Genomic DNA, 22580 nt, shown 5'->3' with positions numbered 1-22580 from the left:
TCAAAGGGAATCTGTGTTGCTGGCTATGACCTGCATCAGTTTATTCAAACGGAATATTAACGCGGCCGCTTCAGCTCTGCTCAACGCTTGTAATGGGCGGAAGCTGCCGTCCTCGTATCCGTTAATCATATAAATACCTGCTAACTCCGCGACTTCCTCTTTGGCCCAGTTGGAGACATCGACCTGGTCAGTGAATGTCTTATGTGAGATGATCGGCTCGCTTCTAATCTGATGAACCACATTGGCTATAATTTTGGAGGCTTGCTCGCGTGTCACCAGAGCATGTGGAGCAAATTTTCCATTTCCCATACCTTGTACAACATCACGTTCGGCTGCTGTGTTGATCTCAGGTGCAAACCAATCCGTGTCATTCACATCCTCAAAAACATGAGATGGTTTCAACGAGATATCCAGCTTCATTAAACGCACAATAAGGGCTGTAAACTCCGCACGAGTAATGGGGCGACGCGGTTCGTAACGCGTTGAGCTTACCCCTTGTATGATATTGTGCTCAGCAAGCCAAGTAATCTGGTCTTTATTAAACGTTTGGTCAATATCCAAAAAAGCAACTCGCTTACTTGTTATTCCTTCAGGCTGGGTATTCGTTGTATCCTTATCTTTTTCCTCATTCTTTTCCTTGGAATCATTGGTACTGGTGTTGTTTCCTGCACTTCCACCGTTCGATAAAACTACTGGAACCGAAATGGTTGTTGCTGCTGCGCTTTTCTTCTCACTTGCCTCACCAGCCGTATTTTCCGTCCACGCTGAAATCCCGTAATGACGTTCTGCATCTAACCCTTTCCAGACATATTCTCGCTCTTGTCCGCGATAAATCTCCTGATCCTTATAAGCGATGACAACAATCTCATTTTGGGTTTCCAATCTCCACGTGAGCAGGATATGATCAGGCCCTTTGGCGGTGGCTGTAATCGATTCAAGCAACGAGGGTAGCGTACCAAACTCCGGCACCTTCATGCCTTCCCCTTCACCGGCCTCATTATAAGGAATAATACTAAAACCATCATATTCTGTAGCACTAGTCAATCCGGAGAGTTGAAGTGACGTTTCCGCTGTTGTTCCGACTACTTCTTTATTTTGATAAATCCGATAACCTGCTGCACCGGGTACAAGTTCCCAAACGAGCGTCGCACCAGATACCGAACGATCCTGCACAACTGGTGGTACATCTAACTTGCCAGGTAAAGTCACAGCTTGCAACATAAATCCGTCATCACTTGTGCCCGAAGCGTTGATCGCTCGAATAACATAGTTGTATCGTGTTCCGGGCTCAAGATCCGTATCTTCATACCTTGTCTCCTTGGCGTTAATACGGGCAATCTCCAGGCCATTCCGTTCAATTGAAAACTGCTCAGCACCAGCCGCACGCGCTTCTTCCAATAGAAGATGTACCTGATCCTTGGTCGCTTCATAGGCTACATTTATCGGGGAACCCGGCTTGGTTAAGAGGGAATAGCTTCTTTTGTCCGATGCAGTCTGCTCACCATTTACCGTATATACCTCAAGCTGATATTGTTTGCCCGCCTCAAGTCCGTCAACTACATATTCTTGATTCCGTCCCCGATATCGCTCCACACCATCCAATACAATCACAAACGTTTCGTTGGGATAGGAGAAATCCCACTCCAGTTGGATATGATCAGACTCTGGAAAGACTCTCATATCGAGCGAATCAATGCGAGGCAAAGTGTAAAATGGTGCAACTATAATTGCTGCGCCTTCTCCTGCCGAGTTGACCGGTATGACTTTAATTTTGTCGTTCACGTCCGCACTACTCATATTCGTTAACCTGAATTCTGTCTTGTTCGCGTCATCTAATCTAGTGACTTCCTCATCATTAATGCGAACAATGTAGCCTTCCGCTCCCTGTACCTTAGGCCAGACCAGTACGGCATCTTCTTCCCCAATCTCTTGTGCACTCAACACTTCATCCACCGTTGCTGGCAAGGTTCTCACCTCAAGGTAAAACCCGTTTTCACTCTCGCCCGCTGTATTAAATGTATGAATAGAATACGTATAGCGCTCTCCTGGTACGAGCCCACTGTCTTCAAACTGCTTCTGATCTGCCTGATTTGCAACAATTCTCGCAATCTCGACACCATCCCGCCGAATGATAAATTGCTCCACACCTCGGACAAAACTATCCGATATATCCAGCTTGACTGCCCGATCTGTGAACTGATCTACACTCGCAGTCTGCGGCGCTGCAGGCTTCGTTAACGTTTCGATCTGAACAGGTTTGGAGCGCTGTCCCTGCTCATTTACAGCCACAATTTCTAATCGATACACCGTGCCGTCCTCCATACTCACGAGATGTGCATAAGGCTCAGATACACTTGTGATCTCCCCTGTAGCCTGGTTTCGAATTTCATAGGCAACGGCCCCGGTGACTGCTTCCCAGCTTATGTCTTGTGAATAGGTTCCCGGAATCACTTCAATCGTGTCTGCTGTGAGCGGTAGCGTTTGTGTCATCGTTCTGATCGTCAACGGTGCACCGGTACCGCTTGCATTCACTGCACGGATAACGTAAGTGTACATTGTGCCCGGTTTTAAATCTTCTTCTACAAATCGAGTTTCGCTTGCTTCCATGCGAGCCACTTCCCGCCCATTACGTTCAATGATATATTGATCAGCTCCACGTACACCCGTATGAGTAAAATCGAGTGAAAGCCCATTCTCGGTTACGTCACGTACATCCACCTTCTCCGGTTTAATCGGCAATGTCAGAAACGATACTTCCGCTGCTTCAGAACGGGAGGACTGCCTATTGACCGCGAATAGCCTATAATGATGCCATTGCCCAGCTTCAAGCCCTGTAATTAAGGCATCTGTATCCATGCCTCTGTATACTTCTTTATCCTCTTGCAATATGACATATTCAGAAGCTCCCGGAACGGCAGACCATGACAAGCGGGTGACATGTACATCTGGTTGCATCTTAATGTTCGTTGGACGAGAAGGCTTGGACAATCGCACAAGCTCAGCTTGTGCACCAGCACCCGCTGCGTTTACCGCTTGCACCTGCAACGTGTATTCTTGGCCGGGTAACAATCCCTCCGCTCTAAATTCGAGATCAGACGTTCTGCCTGTCTCTACACCATTAATCATAACGATATACATCTCTGCTGTAGGAACAGCTTGCCAGCGAATACCGATCTGCGTTTCTTCCGTTAAGCTGACCCGTAATCCTTCCGGCCTCCTTGGCAGCGTTAGAACAGTGCTCGTTACGATTTCACTGTACCCCGCAGCATTCCCTGCCTGCACTTCATACGTATACAGATTGCTACCTGACAGGTGGTTAACGGTAAGCTCTGTATCCGATATCTCGTACGTTTGCCCATCAATGGTCACACGGTATTTGTCTGCTCCAGCCACCGCTTCCCAACTCAGCGTCGCTCCCTGTTCCGTAGCCCTTACAACGTGAAGTCCTATTGGACTATCGGGAATAGTTAGTCCCGTTATTGAACTACTCATTCCATGTCCACCTCTGTTTACCGCCCGAACTTCAAGCTGGTACGCCGATCCCGGATTCAGATTCGTCAGTGTCCATGCATTCTTGTCAGCTGTAATCTGGCCCACTTTCTCTCCATTACTCCATACCTCATAAGCTTCTGCTCCACGAACGGCTTCCCAGTTCAGATGCAAACTTGAGTTCGAGGCATCCGTGACGCTTAAACCCGTCACCTGCGCAGGCAACGTTCTTAGCCATGGTAAACTCGCATAAGGACCTGAGCCTGTTTCATTTTCTGCAACAACGGTATAACGGTAATCTGTTCCACTTTCAAGTCCAGCATCCGTGTAGGAGAGTTCCCCTCCTTCGTAGACCATATCCCCGTTACGTGCAAGTGCATAATACGTAGCCGATGTTACAGACTCCCACGTCATGGAGATATCATGCTCACGAATCTGCACTGTCGCGAACTCACCCGGAGCGGATGGAAGAGTCATAAATGCTGCTACACAACTTGCACCAGCACCACTCGCATTCATAGGCGTAACGGATATCGTATGAACCATTCCGGGAGCAAGGTTGCTAATGTAAGGAAGACTTCCCGGATCGGAGATGGTTTGTTCAAAAACGATTCTTCCGTTAGAATCCGTAGCCGTCACCCGATATGCTGTGGCTCCCTGTACGTGATTAAAGTCTATTTTAGCCAGACTTGGCTCTGCGTCCACTTTTTGTATGCGCATTTCACTTGGAGATGGCGGTAAAGTTAAAACACTCACAATAGCCGGCTCACTTATACCCGTATGATTTCTTGCTCTCACTTCATATTCATAGACTTGCCCTCCGCTCAATGTGTCATTAACAAGGCTATTGTTCGGATATTGCAGTGTCCAGGATTGCCCGGTCGTTCTATTTTTGATTTCATATTGGTAACCTGCTGTGTAGGTTTCACCTGAAGGTAAATCAGCTGTTAGTGTTACCGATGTTTCACCAACCGCACTCCGCTGGACTTGAGTTGGTTGATTAGGTTTCCGTTGAATTCGATAAGGAGAAGATGTCATCTGAACGGTATTGCCTGCTCTGTCAGCGGTCATGGCGTGGATGTACCAAGTACCTTCAGACGATATGGATATGCTCTGCTGATCGGATTCAGCCTCCAGCCAGTCTTCTTGAGCTTCTGCCTGAGCTGTGATCTGATAGAAACGTCGTGTTCCATCTATGCCGGAATGGCTGTCTGCGAATTGTACGGTGGCTGTTATATTTTCATCTGTCCAAGCCGCTCCGTCAGGAGTAAAGCTAATATTCGGTAGCGTTTTATCCACATACGCCGTCCTGCTGACTTCTCTGCTCACATTACCGACTGCATCCTTGGCCCGAGCATAGATTACGGTTGCTCCCTCTGTATTGACCGTACCTTCATTTCCGGTTGTATACGCCTCATTTTCCAATCGATATTCATATGTAATTTCTCGATCATCCACACTTCCAGCGATCGTAAACTGTACCCCTTCTTTACTCCAGCCGGATTGGCTCAACGAGATCTCCGGTTCTGTCGGAGCCGTCTTGTCGATCCGAGCAGTGGCTTGCGCCAATATACTTACATTGCCTACGCGGTCAAATGTACGAGCATTAACTACGGTTTCACCTTCATCTTTAATCGTGACTTCGCCTAAATAATCTAACCAAGGCCCTTGCTCTGTTAACCGATACTGCGTTTTGCTTGTCCCGCTTCCTTCATCTGCACCACTTGTAATGACAAAAGATACATCCTCTCTCGTCCAGTCGGCTTCACTTAATTGGATCACAGGTTGTTCAGGTGCTGTTTTGTCAATTCGGGCAACGGTTGACGTCAAAGCACTTACGTTCGAAGCGCGGTCTATACTGCGTGCGTAAATTTCGGTTACGCCCTCATCTTTCAGAATGAACGGTGTTTTGTAATCGATCCATTGTGTACTCTCGCCAACTCTATATTGTGTTAAGGCGATACCACTTGCATCATCCGCGCCTTCCGTCAAGGTAACCACAACCGCTTCCTTCGTCCATTCCGCTGGATTCAAGGAAATCAACGGCGGGGTTGGAGCCGTCCGGTCAACTCTTGCAGTCACATGGCTTTCCTGACCCAAGTTCCCGAATGCATCCACACTCCGTACCGTGATTGTTGTACTTCCCTCATCGTTCATCGTGAATGGCCCGGTGTATTCTCTCCATTCACCAGTAAGGCCGATCTTCACTTCCGTCTTCTGTGTTCCACTCCATTGATCCGTCCCCGCTTCGACCTTCACAAGAATCTCTTCTTTGGTCCACGTTGAAGGGGTGATGGTAATGGACGGAGCAGACGGCCCGGTTGTATCTTTCATAATCGGCCCTGCCAAGACTGAGGATGTCTGAATACCTTCAGCATTCAAAGCTACTACATGCAGTTCATAACGTCCATCCTCAAGTCCTGTTAATGATGTATTCATCCCGGTAGAAGTCGTCGTTGATGATTGAAGCACTTGTCCGTTCACATTGCGAATTTCAGTCCTGTATCTGGTACCAACTGGGTTACCGTTCTCAGTCCAGCTGGCTGTTACATTATTGCCGACTTGTGAAACGGCAACATCCGCAGGCGGATTCGCAAGTGTATATTTAGAGGATGTTGCCGAGTAGCCTGTGTAAGCACCACTTGTATTTTTCGCACGCACGGCAAAAGAATAACTCGTATTGGGTGTTAGACCCGTGAGCTGTCTGGTGTTGGATGTACCTGTATCGTAAGTCTGATTCGTTGTCATATTTTTCAGTTCATACGTTACAGAAGCATCATTTACTCTTTTATCCCAGTTCACCGTCAGATTATTGTTATTCACAAGGGTGTATGTTGGAGTTCCAGGTACGACAAAACTTCTAACCAAGAAGTTAACCGTTCCCGCGGAAGATACCCCACCTTTATCGTCCATAACCCATACTTGCAAGTAATGAGATCCGTCCGGCAATGTATCAGGCAAGGTATAACTGGTGTTAAAAGCCTGGTTCGAACCTGTTGCCGTTATTTGCGTCAGAACATTCTCAGGCCCGCCATCAATGGACCACTTGACCGTTAACAGATCGCCTACGTCGTTATCCCGTGTTGTGCCTGAAATCTGCAACTGTTCCCCTTTGTAATACGTTTGACCTGATGCAGGTGCTGTTAATGTAAAAGAAGGCGGAACGTTTTGTGGCCCTATGCCTACTATGGTTGAAAATTTCCGTGATCCCTGATTAGCCGTTGATCTCGCGTCCCACCAGAACTGAGCTGCAGTATCACTCGCATTCACGGTCTGTCCAATCGTATAGGCTGATGGTGCCGATCCCCCTGTCAACTGGGCACTATCCGGGCTTTGATATTGTCCCATGAATACACGGTCAGCATTAACAACGTTGTATGTGTTTGCGTAAAAGGCAGTCACCTGTACGCCTCCGCTATAATTGCGCCACCCGTTCTGAATGACTTCAAAAGGAGAAGCATCGTTGCCGTTCACCATCGTATCCCAATAAAACGTCCCCCCGAGATTCAGCGCTGACCCGCTTCGATTTATCGCTTCCAGTTCCACCTTCATATATCCGCCTTGAGATGTCGCATTTACGATAGAGACCCGCAAAATATACTCTACATTGTCTTTTTGTCGGGACATCTCGATGACATTGTTGTTAATCCGATAATAATTCAGCGGCAATGATTTGAAATTGATTGCTGTGCCGTGATGGTCAATAATCGTCGATACGTTACCGGTGTCACCTCCGTAAAAAACGTTCGTACTTGGTAGTAATACGATTCGGTATTTTCCATCACTGTTCATCTCCACTTTCACTTTGGAGGATTGTACCACCTTTAATGAGGATGTATCGGATACCACCCCGATATTCTCTACCGTTGCTGCCATTGCCGTGCCCGCATGGCTCCATTCAGGTATCCATGTCTGAGGCGACAATAGTGCAACCGCCAGCATCACTTTAGACATTTGCTCCGCCTGCTTTTTCAACCGTTTTCTTGAGTTTTTCAATACCTTGCTCTCCTTTTTGTGCACACAAAAAAAGGAGGCACCCCAACCAAGGAACAATGTCCTGAGTTGGGGTGCCTCCCCTAAAGTGTTATTTTTTTATTGATTATAACGATTCGGAAATCGAATGTAAATACCTGGAATGATAATGCGTATAAAATTCGCCCCTATTATGAGTCTTACTTTCCATCTCTGATTTTGAGCAATGCCTCGTCCAATGTGCTGACAACAAGGTCACACCATTGATCGAATTCAGGGTCCTCCATCTGTAATTCCGGGTGCTCCAGAATATGCTCAATCGTGTTGCGAATGCCCTGGTCCGCCCTTGTCGTTGCTACAAATTCAGGAACCAGCCGTTTCAGTTTGCTGTTGTCAAAAACAACCGTGTTGGCTTTATCTCCAAGCAAACCACCCCTGAAATCCAAATCACTGCTAGCCGCCAAAAAATCCGATGGCACATGAACCGCATGCAGTTTTACGCCAAGCACGTCGGCGATAATCTCATGGATCTGGTTCCATGTGACAGACTCATCCGAGGTGATATGTACAGCCTCACCGATGGCGTGGATGTTGCCCATTAAGCCGATAAAACCTTTGGCAAAATCGGTGTTGTGTGTAATCGTCCATAACGAAGTGCCGTCACCGTGAATGATCACTGGTTTATTTTCAAGCATACGCTTCAGAACTTGCCAGCTTCCCTTTGCACCATGTACACCAAGCGGTACAGACTTATTGCCATAAGTATGGCTTGGACGAACAATAGTCACGGGAAAACCTTCATCCCGATATAATTTCATCAGGTAGTCTTCACACGCAATTTTGTTACGGGAGTACTCCCAGAATGGATTGGATAACGGCGTTCCTTCGGTAATTCTGTAATCCGACAATGGTGTCTGATATGCTGATGCGGAGCTTATAAAAATGAACTGCTTGGTCTTGCCTTGAAACAAACGATAATCTCTCTCCAGCTGAGCGGGTACAAAAGCAATAAAGTCCGCAACTACATCAAATTGTAAATCGGCAATCAGATCTGCTACCTGTTTTTCGTCATTAATGTCGGCTTGAAGAACCTTGACTCCTGCAGGTAAATCATCGTTATGATTGCCGCGATTAATCAAATACAATTCACAACCTTGCTTCGCAAGCATGTCGGTAATAGCTGTACTTATTGTGCCTGTTCCTCCGATAAATAGCGCTTTCATTGCTACACCTCCAGATCGATTATGTTCCTTGTTCATGATATCATGCAGGCAAAAAAGGAGCAAAGTCCGGTTGACCGAACCTTACTCCTGCGTATGAGTTGAACTAATATATCTGGCTTATATCCTAATGTCCAGTAGGCTGACTCTTTAGATAACCTTAATCGTACCATAGATCATGTACATTCCGCAGTGCAGTTCATATTCCCCTGGGGCGACGTTCTGATCGACCGTGTAGTAGTTATCTCCCTTTTGCATATAAAGATCCATGCCTAACTTCTCTGCGGCGACAGATTTGACGTGTGTCACGCTTCGGGTCAGGATGAAATTAATTTTCGTAGGCACTCCCGATTTTACCTCAATGACATTCGGCTCAAATCCATCGTTGCTCACGTTCACATTAATGATCTCATATCCCTTCAAATCCTCCGGTGTCTCGATCTTTGCTGTTACTGAACCGCCTGATCCCGGGGATACGTCCTTACCCATGAAATATACAAAAAATCCACCGAGCAGAGCAACTACAGCCACGCCCAGAGTTAAGAACGGCCACGCTTTTTTAAACCAGCTATTCATATACACACTCCTTATTCCGTTGTCCCATCTTCATTCGTAAGTGGATGGATGTACTCTACAAGCATACCCCATTATGCACTTCATGAAAATGACCCCTCTGGGCTATCCGGAATATACAGGCGTGCTTCGACTTCGCCGTGCCCTCATTTTATACAATTCCGGCAGAGCCACACCAATCAGTACGATAACGACACCGAACCATTGTAGAGCGCTAACATGCTCATGCAGTACGATGGAGGATAACAACACCGCAACCGGAAGTTCAACCGCCCCCAGAATCCCCGCCATATCTCCACCAATATGAGGTACGCCGATGGCGAACAGTACGGGCGGAATAAACGCTCCAAAGAATCCAAGTAACAATCCAAACACAAGCAGTTGACTCCAGATTAGACCGTTAAAGAGGAACGTCGGCGGAAACAAGATGCAGAGCAGGATCAATCCGCCAGTAACCATCCATGCACTCCGAAACGCAGGGTGTGCAGAAGGAACTGCTTTACCGCTAAATAGTACAAACAAGGAGTAGCTAACTGCTGCCATTAATCCGAGCGCAATCCCGATCCCACTTACATTACGAATGCCCTGTTCCAGAAAACCTGCTGCCAGCAAGGTTCCCCCAAACAAAATAAAAAGGGTCAGGAACGTGATTTTGTCTGGACGCTGACGTTTGCTAATCGCCTGAATCAGCACACTGATCCATGTAAATTGGAAGAGCAGGATGATCGCAAGCGATGCCGGAATGTAACGTAACGATTGATAATACACGAGTCCGGTAATTACCGTTGGCGTTCCAGCCGCCATCAGCATCAAACGCTGTTTCCAAGTTAAACGTGTGAAGACGTTTGAAGGACTAGCCGATGTAACCTTTAAATGGCCACCAGCCTGCATTTTGCGTTTAGCCCTAAAACGTGTGTATAAAGCCAGCATCCACGACAAGATGAAGCCGGTAATCAGCTGCGTTCCCACAACCTCACCAAGTTGATATCCCTGACCATACGCCAGTACAACAATGGTGGACAGAATACCATAACTCATCGCGCCTGCAAGAACTGACAAATAATATTTCATGTGTAATTAACCTCCTGATGATTCAATGATGCGTCCCGTTCCCGGGTTCATATAAGGTCACAACCACGAATTCAAATGCAAAAAATCCTAACTCCGAGCAAGGAATACAATGATTCCCTGGCATCGTAGTTAGGAAGTATAGGCTTCCCGTAGAGACCCTCGCCCTGTGTACACTTTCGGCCTGCGAGGTTATACGAAATGAAGTATGCAATTGAAATATCGCTCATGTGTGACGACTTTTCATATATTACATGGGAGGTCAGGTGGTGTCAACCCATTTCTTTTTAATTTCAGATTTTAAAATTTAAAAACTTCAGACGCCCACTCCCATTTTTTCACTCCATCGTTTGATCTAACTTTCCCACTCCAGGGTCTTTTGCAATCCTGATTTCAACCCTTCGAGATCTAGCCCATCTACCGCAAAAGCTTCACGAATCAAGGGTGGTGCGATAAATTCGTCATATTTGCCAAGATAAGGCGCTTCATCCTCAGCAAGCAGTTCGGATGCATTCTGAGCCAATCGACATTCACTCATCATCTCGGCTAACAAGGTTCGTTCGTCCACTTTGCCCGAAACTACAAAATAGTATGGTTCCATCGGCACAACGGAGCGCAAAGCCAGCCTTTCAGACAAATTATGTTTCATCAAACGCTCTAGCGTACGAAACGATTTACTTCCCACCCAAGGTAAAACATAGATGGAATCCCCGCCTGCCGGAATGACAACCTGCTTGAGCAATCCGCTCTCGCGAGCCAGACGACGCGCACGTTCCAACCGATTAACGGCTTGTGGAGAGAGATAAGGGTAAATCACGGATTCGGACAGCACCTCACGCATTTTTTGAATGACCGCGGTATGTATATCCCCACCTGCACCGAGCCACAGTGTATCGACTTTGCCCTTCGCAGGCTTCACATACACCGCCTTGTGTTTATGATCTACCTCCTCCACTTTCCACAGTTTTCCTGCGAGTGAAAAACAATAGCCTGGAGGCGGCACGGTCGTGATCGACCCGATCTCTTCCGAGCCGTTTAGCACTTTATGCTCTTCGTCGTCCTTGAACACCGCATAGAAGCGATAGTTGTTTACGATCTTTTCACCCGTGAGTCCGATAATAAGCGTCTGTTCCTCCGTCCATTGCAGATGATCCGTCGCGATCAGATAATTCAGAAACGTTTGATAGTGATCCGGCGTAATCTCTGCAAAAGGCGCCAGAGAGAGGATTGCCGCCGCAAGATCTCTTGGCTCAGCCTCTCCCATACTTTTCAATATGCTCATCGTCTGGTGGTAGAGGACACCTATGGGCATTTTTCGTGCTTCCAGCGGTTCTACCCATTTTGTTTTAACATACAGCTCAATAACGGCAATGGCGCGCAGGAGTGTCCATGGCATACGGGCCGGCAACTGTGCTTCTTCATCCTCTTCCTCCGGGCATACAAAAAGCATCTCCGATGCCATGTCATCACGCCTGCCCGAGCGACCTAACCGCTGAACGAAACTCGAAGCACTATAAGGTGCCCCAAGCTGAACGACACGTTCCAATTCTCCCAGATCAATGCCAAGTTCCAGCGTAACCGTCGCTGCAGCAACAGCCGGACCTGCACCTGTCCGCAAAGCCGCTTCGGTTTCTTCTCTCAGCATGGCCGATATACTTCCATGATGAACATGGAACACATCCCGTTCTTCTCGGCGTGCTGCAACACGGCGCATCTCAAGAATCGTGACTTCCGCATCCGTGCGGCTGTTGGTGAAAATCAGAGCTTTTTTGCGATGAGTGCTCTCGTAAATAAAGTCGTAATAGGCTTTACGCGCATGATGAAGTTGCTCAGCCTGCTCTTCGTTCTGTGCATCCGGGAATGAAAAATGCTCCACGCGGAGCCGCAGCTTACGTCCGCCCGGGGAGGATACGACATCGACTCCTTGCCGTGTTCCTGCTGCAAGCCAGGCTGTCGCTGCTTCATAATCGCTAAGTGTAGCGGATAATCCAACTCTTCTAGGAGCACAGCCGGCCATACGTTCGATTCGGGCCAGCTGGCTTAACACCTGAATGCCCCGATCCGCTCCCATGAACGCATGCACTTCATCGATAATGATATAGCGCAGATCATGAAAAAGCGCAGGAATCGCATTCGGTCGATTCATCAACAGCCCTTCCAGCGATTCGGGCGTAATCTGCAACACACCGGACGGATTTTTCATCAGCTTGGTTTTCTCAGCCTGCGGCACATCCCCATGCCAATGCCAGACAGGAATATTCCCTTCCGAGAGCAAGTCTTTGAGTCGTTCGAACTGGTCGTTAATCAGTGCTTTTAAAGGGCCAATATACAGAATACCCACCGACTTGGAAGGCTGGTCATAAAGTTCAGTCAACGCGGGAAAAAAAGCGGCCTCCGTCTTACCGGAAGCCGTGCCCGCCGCAATCAGCATGTGGTGCGGAGTATGAAAACAAATGTTGCACGCTTCAATCTGCGCAGGACGTAGCGATTCCCATCTTTTTTTATAAATAAATTCCTGCACAAACGGAGCCAGTCTATAAAACGGATTCGGGTTCTCACTCATAGTTCGAACTCCGCAAGAAAATCATCCAGCTCATCGGATTCCTTCCGGGAACCCGTCGCTCCACGAACCGAACCATTGGAAAGCGCCGCACGCTCACCAAGTAACTGCTCGTAAGTCACATCAGGATTCTGATGCAACGTATGCAGCACATCCATAAAGTCACGCACCACTTCTCGTGTTGTCAAAAGTTCATCCGCACCCAAACGATTCACAGCCATTTGCATAAAACCTACTAATTGTTCATCGCTCAAGCTAGCGGTATATGCAAAATGAAGGGCATGAATCTGGCGTAGCTTTTGTAGCAAAATCAAAATTTCTTCATGCGATAACATCGCGAGTTTGATAATGGGTCCGGTATAATTCGCATAAGCACTTGCGGCATATCGACCGTCAATAAGTCTGGAACGAAGCGCTTCATAGCTGTACAAACCACGGCGTTCATCCTCCACGAATTGAGGAGTTCCCCCCACAAAAATGCCCAGATGCTCGGCTTTCCCCTGCATCGTATCATTAAACATGGTTAGCAACTTCTCGTAGTTGCTTTGACGCGAAACGCTGTTTGTAATTTTATACAGATTCACAGCTTCGTCGATAAAGAGCAACAGCCCTTTATAACCGATACGTGCCGTAAATTCAGACCACAATTTGAAATAGTCATACCAGTTATCATCATCGATAATGACACCCACGGAGAGCTCTTTTTTGGCCTCCGTTTTGGTCGCAAATTCACCCCGAAGCCAGCGGAGTGCAGACTGTTTCAGGTCATCATCGGCAAGTTTGTAACCACTCCAGTAAGAGGCCAGCACTTTGGCAAAATCAAAACCGTGAACCAGATTCTGCATTTCACCCGTCACCAGGTAAATCTGTTTTTCCACCTCCAGTGGTAACGTAGGATCATCTGGACGTATATTCAACTGGGTCATCGCTGTTTGCTGCAAGCCTGCAATCCATTTTTGCAAAATAGGCTCCAGTGCCCCGCCATCCGGGCGTGTTCGTGTAGACAATCGTGTCATCAGCTCACGATAAGTCGCCAGACCTTGCCCTTTCGTGCCGACAAGTCTGCGTTCCGGGGAAAGATCCGCGTCCGCAACCACAAATTCACGATCCATCGCATAGTTACGAATCATTTGCAAAAGAAAGCTTTTACCGCTGCCATAACGGCCAGTAATCAGTTTAAAAGCCGCACCGCCTTCAGCGATGTTGTCCAAATCTCGCAGGATCGCCTCCACTTCCGGCTTTCGCCCTACAGCAATTTGCTCCAGACCAATCCGTGGCACGACACCTGCCGTTAATGAATTCACAAGTGCGGTGGTCAAACGTTTTGGAATCTTGAGCTGGTATGGTTGATGTTCTGTTCTCTGATGTTCATTCAATCGATGGTCAGTCATTTTCGATCACCTCTTCACATGTTCAAATATATCCATATAATCCGCAACGATACGGTCACCGTCCACTAGCAAGTCTCCGATAGTTTCCATAGCGATATCGTTCATTTCATCTAGTAAAAGGGCTGGCATCGTTCCCGTTTCTTCGGCAAGACGCATCAGATCGCCATCCGGATGTTCACCAAGCAAAGCATGGATGGCTCTTATATGCCGGGTATCCAACCTCTCGGCAAATTCCCGCCACTCCTCTGGTACATGGGCTTCTGCCGATTCGTCCCATATAAGCACTTCATTCCACCGATCTGAACTCACCGATGGCTGAGCCGTGTGGTCTGAGATCGATAGTGACTTGTTTTGCTGTTCCTGGAAGAGCAACTCGTCCATTACGTGTCTTTCATTCCCATCGGCGTTCTCCTCAAGGTCAGATTCAGCATCATCCGATTCGGAATGCGTATTATCTTCAATGCTCAGTGCCTTACGCACATATTCGCTATCCTTCTGCAAAGAAGCCAGTTTGGCCGTATCGATCTGAATGACTGGCGCAGTTACGGCCTCAGCTTGTTCCATGGCAAAAGCTCTTTCCAGATAACGCTCAATCACACTGGCAAGCTCAGGCTCCAGCGTTTTACCTCGCAGACGGCCCCGGAAACCTCTCAATTCACGCAGCTTATTTTCCGTACAGCGGTAAATCCGGGTTAACCTCTCCACAAATTCACGTTCCAATATGAGTGGAACATGAGTGAACGTAACAAATCTGCCGTAAACGGACTCGTCATACACCGCTTTATGAAACAGCGTGCGTTTCACCGTCTGCTCGGCTTTCGGTCCAAGCTCAGGCAACAGCCCTCTTTGTTGCGTCCGCTTCAAATACGAATCCATCAGAGCCATCACTTTGGGCACATATCGTTCCATCCATTCTTTGCCGCCATCCCGGTAAAAGGCATTTAAAGTAATATCATAGTCAAAATACCATTTCAGCATATCCAGCGTTACCTCAGCGACATTCTCCTGTAACACCTGTTCTAATTCCTTGTCCATCAATGGTGCTGGCAAATAACCATCCGAGATCTGCATCACTTCACGAAGCAATGTATGAAGATCATGAACCAGAACGTAATCGACCATCCACTCCTGCATATAAACATGAAGCTGAGGAAGCCTCTCTCGGTAATTCAACCATAATCGTTTTAACTGATGATAACCATCCTCTGGATGCAACCAGCCGATCCCGTTAATCAACTCGTAAATATGAACAAACAGATATGAGAGGTCGACATCCGGGTATCTTTCCTGGCGCACCTCCGTTCTCCAGTACAAATACCATTTCAGCTGTGCATCATCCATCACCCCATACGTCGGCCAGTAACTCATAAACGGAACAGGTGAAGTTTCTTCTCCCGTAACTTCCGCAAGGCGTCTTGCTTCCTCCACAAATCGCTTTTCCGAAGACAATACAGCTCCCTGCGACTTGTGTGGTTGACGACTCTGGTTCTCTATAGATGAACGATCAGGTATACGAATCGAGGTTGTCTCTGTATCTTCACTTAGATCAATCTCCATGAATTCCAGCTGTTCCGAATGATCTCTCATGGAATTGAATCCACCTCTTTCAGCGTAAAATACGAACACGTGTATCCATACGCATCATTATAACACTTGTGTAGCTTCTATGGGCGGCAAAATCATACTTTCTTTTCACGCAAAAAAAGAAGGCATCCCTGCCCTCTTCTCTATCATGTATTTCCTATCTATTTTACAACCAACTGAACCACTTTTTTTGATACACCGTGCGGCGGTTACCCGTTCGAATCAAATAACTCGCGTACGATTTTTGCCTTCGTCCTTGGCCTGAGACAAGGCTTGAGCAGCCATTTCAATTAGATCACCTGCGACGGTGTTCTCATCAGGAAGCAGAACCGCCCCGCCAACGCTGACTGTAACCACACCACTCTGACCCGTAAGCTCTCGCTGGATCTGTAGAGCGAGAACATGTTGCCTGATCTCTTCGGCAAGTTCGGATAAATAAGCCGACGTTGTGTCTTTTAATTTCAGCATAAATGTCCCTCCGCGCTGACGGGAAATGAGGGCGTTGTGCTGTTCGCTAACCACCGTCAGCACCTCGCCAATCCATTGTAAACACAGGTCGCCGCCTTGCAAGCCATACGCAGTATTGTAAGAGCGGAAATCGTCGATATCAATGATCAACAGCCCCAGACTGCAGTTTTCCTGCAGGCAATCGTTCCAATCCCCTTCAAGCTGCTGCTTGAATACCGTTTGGACCGGCATATCGGTTAACGGATCGGTGGTCAGGTAATTGTGAAGCTGCGTTGTGGTTTCATTGTATCCATCGTGTTCCTGTTGTGATGTTCTGCTGCGAAGCAGTAACATCACTGAAGGCTTACCGGCGTGAATGACGGAAGCCATTGTTATTTCTAGCAACAAAGCAGTACCCGAAGCTGTTGTAAAATACAACTGATTGTTCATCAAACTTGTGATGTCGAGCTGTAAATTTTCAAAGTCTTGCCGTAATATGTCTCGTGTATTGTCAGGCAAAAAATCGTTGAAACTCTTCCCGATCAGACAACCTGTACTTTCATATCCAAAAAGTTCAGCCGCCATCCTATTACAGTAAATAATACGCCCTTCGGTAAGTGTGAAAAAAGCAACGGGGGAGAAATCCATCAATTGTAAGTACCGTTGCTCGTTTCGCTTCAAGATACGGGCATTCTGAAAAGCGTGCTCCTCGGCTTGAGCCAGCTGATTTTCCGTCTGACGACGCACAATAGACTTTAGCAAAGGTAATATGCTCAGCTCTCTCGTTGTCCATGGATAGGAGGTCGATTGCACAACCTCCCTCCATTTTTCAAACGATTTGCGCGGAGACAAACGTACACCATCATCCGTCTTCAGCACGGCTTTCGCCGGATCACCAGCCCATTCTACCACCTGAACCACCTCGGGACGGAACCATAACATATAGTTATGATGACCTGGTGAGATGGCAACATAAATAACCCCCGAGGCTACATCTTGAAATCGCTTGGCTGTCTCGTATTCCAGACTCAGCTTCGACGTGTGATAGCTGTGATCCTCTGCCTGTCCAGCCAGCCATCCCGCCAGTTCACGAATTTGCCCATTCGTCGGTGTCTCGCCAAATAACAGCAGCTTGTCCTGGTAACAAACTGCAGCACCGGATGCATTCATTAATTGAAGAATGGTTTCCTGTTCTCCCTGCAGTTCTTCCACCACACGCGCCGGGCTTGTATTGCCAATAAAAATATTAACAATCCGCGCAGCGGCTTCACGGGACTTAATCTCTGCCTGGTAATCATCCAGCTGCTGACGCTGGAACAATTCATTGGAGAAAAAAGATCCCAGAAAGTTACACAGATTACGAACACGATGCGGGACGTATCTTGCAGAATAGTGATGACACGTAATAAGTCCCCAAAGTTGATTATCATGGATCAGCGAAATAGTCACGGTAGCACCCACGCCCATGTTTTGCAAATATTCAATATGAAGCGGAGATACACTCCGCAACACAGATAGACTTAAATTCAAGGGTTTGCCTGTAAGAGGCTGCAGTGTAGGTACGATTTCAACAGGGGTATAATCCACGTTGACAATCGTGCGTAGCCAGTTACGAAGATACAGTTCTCTTGCTTGCTTGGGAATATCCGAGGCCGGATAGTGATGCCCTAGAAAAGGTTCGAGTTCCGGTTCGCGTGCTTCCGCGATCACTTTACCGTTCCATTGCTCGTCAAATTCATAGATCATGACTCTGTCATATCCGAGCATTTCTTTGACCTGTTCAGCCGCAATCTGACTCGCCTCCACGCGGCTATCCGTGCTTTTGATTCTTCCGAAGAAACGGGATATCCATTCAAAATCGTTGGATTCGATGTTTTCTTTTTCATAATAAGGCTCGATTTCAAGAATTAACAGACCTTCGCTCTCATGCAGGACAGAGGAAAAAACCTTCTCTTCCCCTGCCACATCTATAATCAAATCCGTATAATGCAAATCTGATGTTACAGCTGCGTTCGAGCGGTTGTTCAGGAGTTTGTTGACGTCTTCTTGAGAGATCAAGCTGCTTAAAGGCATGCCTAAAATATCCGAGTATTGGATGCCCAGATGATCCTGAGTATTTTGGCTGCACTGCACGATCGTTGCTATACCGCTGGGATCGATAGCCAGAAGCACGCCATGTGGCTGGATAAAGCCAGGAATATGAATAGGCTCCTTATCGCAGTTATTCAGGTCGATCGGATCATTCGTATATGTCCCTTGCGGGAGTAAGGTGCGGTTAAGCATGCTCATTTCTTGCCTCGACCTAGGTTCAGCCATGAACTTAAATATCCCCTCTCAGCATGTGTTGTTTCATTGTTACAGAAATTACGTCGGGTAGCTAATCAGGTGTTTCAGGTTTGATTCTTACGTATTGATCCACTGATCCAGTAGCCGGAATGTATCGGAGGCTGTATGCAACACACTGTCTTCATCCTCGGATGTCTGAATCGATTGCTGTAACAAATCCACAAACTCGCTCCATTTTGCACGTGTCTGTGTGCCGTATGCGTTGAAATATTGCAGTCCACGATCCGCTTCTATAGGCAAAAATTGTGATAAACGTTTGGTCATGATCTGACCGCCGTTCGTCGAACCCTCAATGACATAGAGATATCCGAACAGTCGTGCAGGCGTAGAAATGTCGGGTAAATCCTTGTCGTTACATTGTGGAATTTGCTTGATCTGCTCTTCGCTTATGCCAAGATCACTCAGATCTTGCTCTAATAAACCAGCCTTGCCTCTTATCTCGATATCCAATCCTGTTTCTGCCCAAAAAGGAAGCCTAACCGCTTGATCCTCCAAAGGTTTCAGGAAACCGTAAAATTTCTCCAAATACGCTCTATATTGTTCAATCGTTATGGTTGAATCCATAATTGCCTTCGCATAGGGGTTCTGTTCTACTTGTCTATGATAATGTGATGTCTCACTCTTCAGGCGTTCCATAATATTAACAGCCGTCATGTCGTTGTCCCCTTTCGTATATTGATGTGAATCCAGGCTATGAATAGCGTAAAAATCCATTTGCGAATATAGTAAATTTTACCTGATTCAAAAAAGACTCTATGTAAGTATACGGTTTCTCGTATCAGAAAACTACATGAATTCAAGAGGCTTGTGAGCTGGTTGTACACTTACGTTGTTAGGTTAACTGTGGAATGGATGGATGTCTGAAAATCGTTCATTTTCAGGGTAATGAAGTATCTTATGTATAGCTGGTTTTTAACTATGAAGATGATACACTAGCACTATATCCTTATTTTGGAGGAATGAAGCTAATGGAAATTAAAGATATGACAGTGCCAAAGGAACTCACGGTACAAGAAATTATATTCCACCTCACAGAGGGGATCACACTTCCGGAGAATACAGTGGATCAGCTAATCACGGGTTCACCGGATCAGTTCGTAACAGGAATTGTGGTTGCTTTTATGCCAACACAACAGGTCATCGAACAGGCTATTCAAGGCGGAGCTAATCTGATTATTGCCCATGAATCCCCATTTTATAATCATCACAGTGCGACCGACTGGCTTGAGAACGACTCCGTTTATATGCATAAAAGAAATTTGATCGACCAGACAGGTATTGCTCTTTTTCGTTGCCATGATATAATCCACCGCTTCGAGCCAGATGGCATTACGGATGGACTCATCCAGGAGCTTGGCTGGACTACATATCTGAGCGAGCGAACAGCAGAGTCGGATATGGTTACATTTCCAAAAGGAATGACCGTTCAGGAAATTGCTCGACATTTAAAGCAACGTCTAGGCATTGACTATGTTCGCATTGCGGGCAATTCCGAAATCGTTTGCAGACGTGTTGCCGTTCTGGTTGGATTTCGTGGAAATGGCCCTGTCACGATCCCTCTTCTTCAGAATGAACAGGTGGACCTGATTATCGCAGGGGAAGGATTTGAATGGGAAACGCCTGAGTATGTTCGTGATGCTGTGCAGCAAGGTAAATCCAAAGCACTCATCATGGTTGGACATGCCGAAAGTGAGGCCCCGGGAATGAAGCTTTTGGCGAACAGGCTGAAGGAGTCTTTTCCAGAGCTCAAAGTTACTTTTGTGAAGGAACAGCCTGTATTTAAAGTGTTTTAACGTTAGGCTAGGTCGGAGAACATATTGAACTACAGCTTAGATACCTTTTTTACGTAACTTGTCTCATTTATAAACCTAACGCTCCTCAGTGACCCTATTCCTCCATTTTTCACATATCCAGCGGTTTGACCTCGTTTGGTGGAGTAGCGCTCCTGCTGATCGTTAATCCACTCCTTCCTCCTTTCCTCTTTCCTTCCGTAGCTACTTCCTCCCTTGTTTTACTGGAATATCCTGAAGCTTTAGTGTACGCTAAATGCTGTAAATTTCAGACTCAGGACATTTGTCCTTGGCTGTTTGGAGATATTTATCATTTAATAGAAGTCGAAGTCATGCATTGAAGGAGTGTACGGAGACAGATGAGAGGAATTATTTTTGCCCTGCTGGGCGGAGCCTGCATTACGCTGCAAGGGGTTGCTAACACCAGAATCAGCACAGACATAGGCACATGGCAGGCCGCCTCAATCACCCAGCTAACGGGATTTATACTCGCGGCGATCATCCTGATGTTTGTGCGGGATACCAATCTTCAGGGTATTAAACAGGTTAAACCGTTGTATCTGGCTGGAGGCGCATTTGGTGCAGTTATTATTTTCAGTGAAGTCTCTGCGATTCAGCAAATTGGCGTCACTTTTACGATCTCGGCATTGTTGATTGCCCAATTGTTTCTAACTTTTTTGATCGACAGCAATGGATGGTTTGGCGTGCTTAAACAAAAAATGAAACTGCCGCAATTCCTAGGTATTGCTCTAATGATCGCCGGTGTCATCATCATGAAGCTGTAGTTTCATTACAATTAATGCAGAGGTGAGAACCGCATGGAAGAGATTCATCAATCCCAGCAAATTACGGACTATTTGAAACAGTATCAATTGGAGGCGGTTTTTCACGAACACCTGCGTCCTCATATGAGCCTATGTCAATTCGATAAATGTGAGCTGATCTGCCGCGAAGGCGAAGCTTCCGAATACTTATATGTCCTGGTAGAGGGGAAAATTAAAATTTTCACCACCTCCCCACAAGACAAAACACTCGTGCTCTGTTTCAAGACACCCCTTGAAGTGGTCGGAGACATCGAGTATGTGCGTGAAAGTAACATCGTTAACACCGTTCAGGCGGTGTCCCCTGTTGTGATGCTACGTATTCATTACCGCTGGCTTACTGAGCTTGCCAGTGATTACGCACCTTTACTGCAATTTTTGCTAAAAATCATCTCACACAAGTTTTACATTGATTCGAACTTTTCGAACTTTAATCTGATGTATCCGGTGGATGTTCGCTTAGCCAGTTATCTGTTATCCATCTCAACGGATGAAGACGGAACCGTAATGCATGAAGAACTGGATGCTTTTAACCTGACGGACATCGCCAACCTGATCGGCACCAGCTATCGCCATTTGAATCGGGTGATTCAGAAGCTATGTGCTGACGGTTACATTCAGCGGGATCAAGGATTAATCCGCATTAAAAATCGTGCAGGCCTTAGGCACATTGCGGGACACAACATTTATGAATAAGGAGTTAGGACACGCATGATCATTACAGGTATTTTACTTGCGCTACTGGCTGGTTCACTGGTCAGTCTGCAAACGATATTTAATAGTAAAGTCAATGAACGCACCGGTTCATGGTCGACCACAACGATGGTGTTATTTACCGGATTTATTGCTTCTTTCGTAATCTCTCTCCTCGTTGAAGGCAAAAATACATTTAGCTTTCAGCATATGCAGTCGTGGTACTGGCTGAGCGGTGCGATTGGTGTAGGTGTCGTGTTCTGTCTCGTTCAAGGCATGAAGTTGCTCGGTCCAACTTATGCGATCTCTATCGTACTAACCTCTCAGTTAAGCTTCGCTTTACTATTTGATTCTATGGGTTGGCTTGGTCTGGAGAAAATTCCGTTCTCATGGAACCAACTTATTGGTGTACTTGTCATAGTAGGTGGCATCGTGCTTTTTAAATTTGGCGGACTGAAAAAAGAGACATCCGATTCATCGGATAAGCAAGCCCACACTGTGCCGAGTAAATCATAGATTTAAACAAAAAGAGTGTCTCCCAATCGAACTGGATTGGACAGACACTCTTTTTAATTCAAACATTTTAGAGCATAATTAAATTTAGAACATACGTAAGTAAGTTAAGT

13 protein-coding genes are annotated in these 22580 nt (G+C 46.7%); 4 read left to right on the top strand and 9 right to left on the bottom strand.

Annotated features, from left to right (window positions below; all coding sequences use genetic code 11):
* The 9 genes from FS818_RS05725 to FS818_RS05685 form a co-directional block, all read right to left on the bottom strand.
* Positions 1-7485 carry a fibronectin type III domain-containing protein gene (locus tag FS818_RS05725; protein WP_145330408.1) on the bottom strand — a complete coding sequence of 2495 codons (7485 nt, stop codon included), beginning with the start codon at positions 7483-7485 and terminating at the stop codon, positions 1-3.
* A gap of 176 nt (positions 7486-7661) precedes the next feature.
* Complete coding sequence (locus FS818_RS05720) at positions 7662-8684, bottom strand: SDR family oxidoreductase (RefSeq protein ID WP_145330406.1); 1023 nt, start codon at positions 8682-8684, stop codon at positions 7662-7664.
* A gap of 147 nt (positions 8685-8831) precedes the next feature.
* Positions 8832-9257: a cupredoxin domain-containing protein gene (locus tag FS818_RS05715; protein ID WP_145330404.1), complete on the bottom strand. Its 426-nt coding sequence runs from the start codon at positions 9255-9257 to the stop codon at positions 8832-8834.
* A gap of 102 nt (positions 9258-9359) precedes the next feature.
* On the bottom strand, positions 9360-10325 hold the full coding sequence (locus FS818_RS05710; RefSeq protein WP_145330402.1) for an EamA family transporter: 966 nt from the start codon (positions 10323-10325) through the stop codon (positions 9360-9362).
* A 352-nt stretch (positions 10326-10677) separates the two neighbouring features.
* A complete protein-coding gene (locus FS818_RS05705; protein WP_145330400.1) occupies positions 10678-12885 on the bottom strand; it encodes a DEAD/DEAH box helicase in 2208 nt (735 codons plus the stop codon).
* Positions 12882-14273: an ATP-binding protein gene (locus tag FS818_RS05700; protein WP_145330399.1), complete on the bottom strand. Its 1392-nt coding sequence runs from the start codon at positions 14271-14273 to the stop codon at positions 12882-12884. Before FS818_RS05700 ends, FS818_RS05705 begins: the two co-directional genes overlap by 4 nt.
* 6 nt (positions 14274-14279) lie before the next feature.
* Positions 14280-15860, bottom strand: a complete 1581-nt coding sequence (locus FS818_RS05695; protein WP_145330397.1) for a TerB N-terminal domain-containing protein — start codon at positions 15858-15860, stop codon at positions 14280-14282.
* A gap of 219 nt (positions 15861-16079) precedes the next feature.
* The gene (locus FS818_RS05690; RefSeq protein WP_145330395.1) at positions 16080-18620 is read right to left on the bottom strand and encodes a diguanylate cyclase domain-containing protein; all 2541 of its coding nucleotides are present in this window, start codon (positions 18618-18620) and stop codon (positions 16080-16082) included.
* An 87-nt stretch (positions 18621-18707) separates the two neighbouring features.
* A complete protein-coding gene (locus FS818_RS05685; protein WP_145330393.1) occupies positions 18708-19304 on the bottom strand; it encodes a biliverdin-producing heme oxygenase in 597 nt (198 codons plus the stop codon).
* Positions 19305-19618: 314 nt separating this feature from the next.
* Here FS818_RS05685 and FS818_RS05680 point away from each other — a divergent pair, with 314 nt between their 5' ends.
* From FS818_RS05680 to FS818_RS05665, 4 genes are all read left to right on the top strand, one after another.
* Positions 19619-20443, top strand: coding sequence for a Nif3-like dinuclear metal center hexameric protein (locus FS818_RS05680; protein ID WP_260989790.1), 825 nt, complete (start codon positions 19619-19621; stop codon positions 20441-20443).
* Between the two features lie 356 nt (positions 20444-20799).
* On the top strand, positions 20800-21225 hold the full coding sequence (locus FS818_RS05675; RefSeq protein WP_145330391.1) for a DMT family transporter: 426 nt from the start codon (positions 20800-20802) through the stop codon (positions 21223-21225).
* Between the two features lie 33 nt (positions 21226-21258).
* A complete protein-coding gene (locus FS818_RS05670; RefSeq protein WP_145330389.1) occupies positions 21259-21957 on the top strand; it encodes a Crp/Fnr family transcriptional regulator in 699 nt (232 codons plus the stop codon).
* 18 nt (positions 21958-21975) lie between these two features.
* Entirely contained in the window at positions 21976-22470 is a 495-nt protein-coding gene (locus tag FS818_RS05665) for a DMT family transporter (protein ID WP_145332768.1), read from the top strand.
* The last annotated feature ends 110 nt before the right edge of the window (positions 22471-22580 follow it).

The sequence above is a fragment of the Paenibacillus xylanexedens genome, assembly GCF_007680605.1.
Classification (GTDB): Bacteria; Bacillota; Bacilli; order Paenibacillales; family Paenibacillaceae; genus Paenibacillus; species Paenibacillus xylanexedens_B.
Note: the sequence above shows the minus strand (reverse complement) of the source record. Positions and strands in the feature narration are given on the sequence as shown.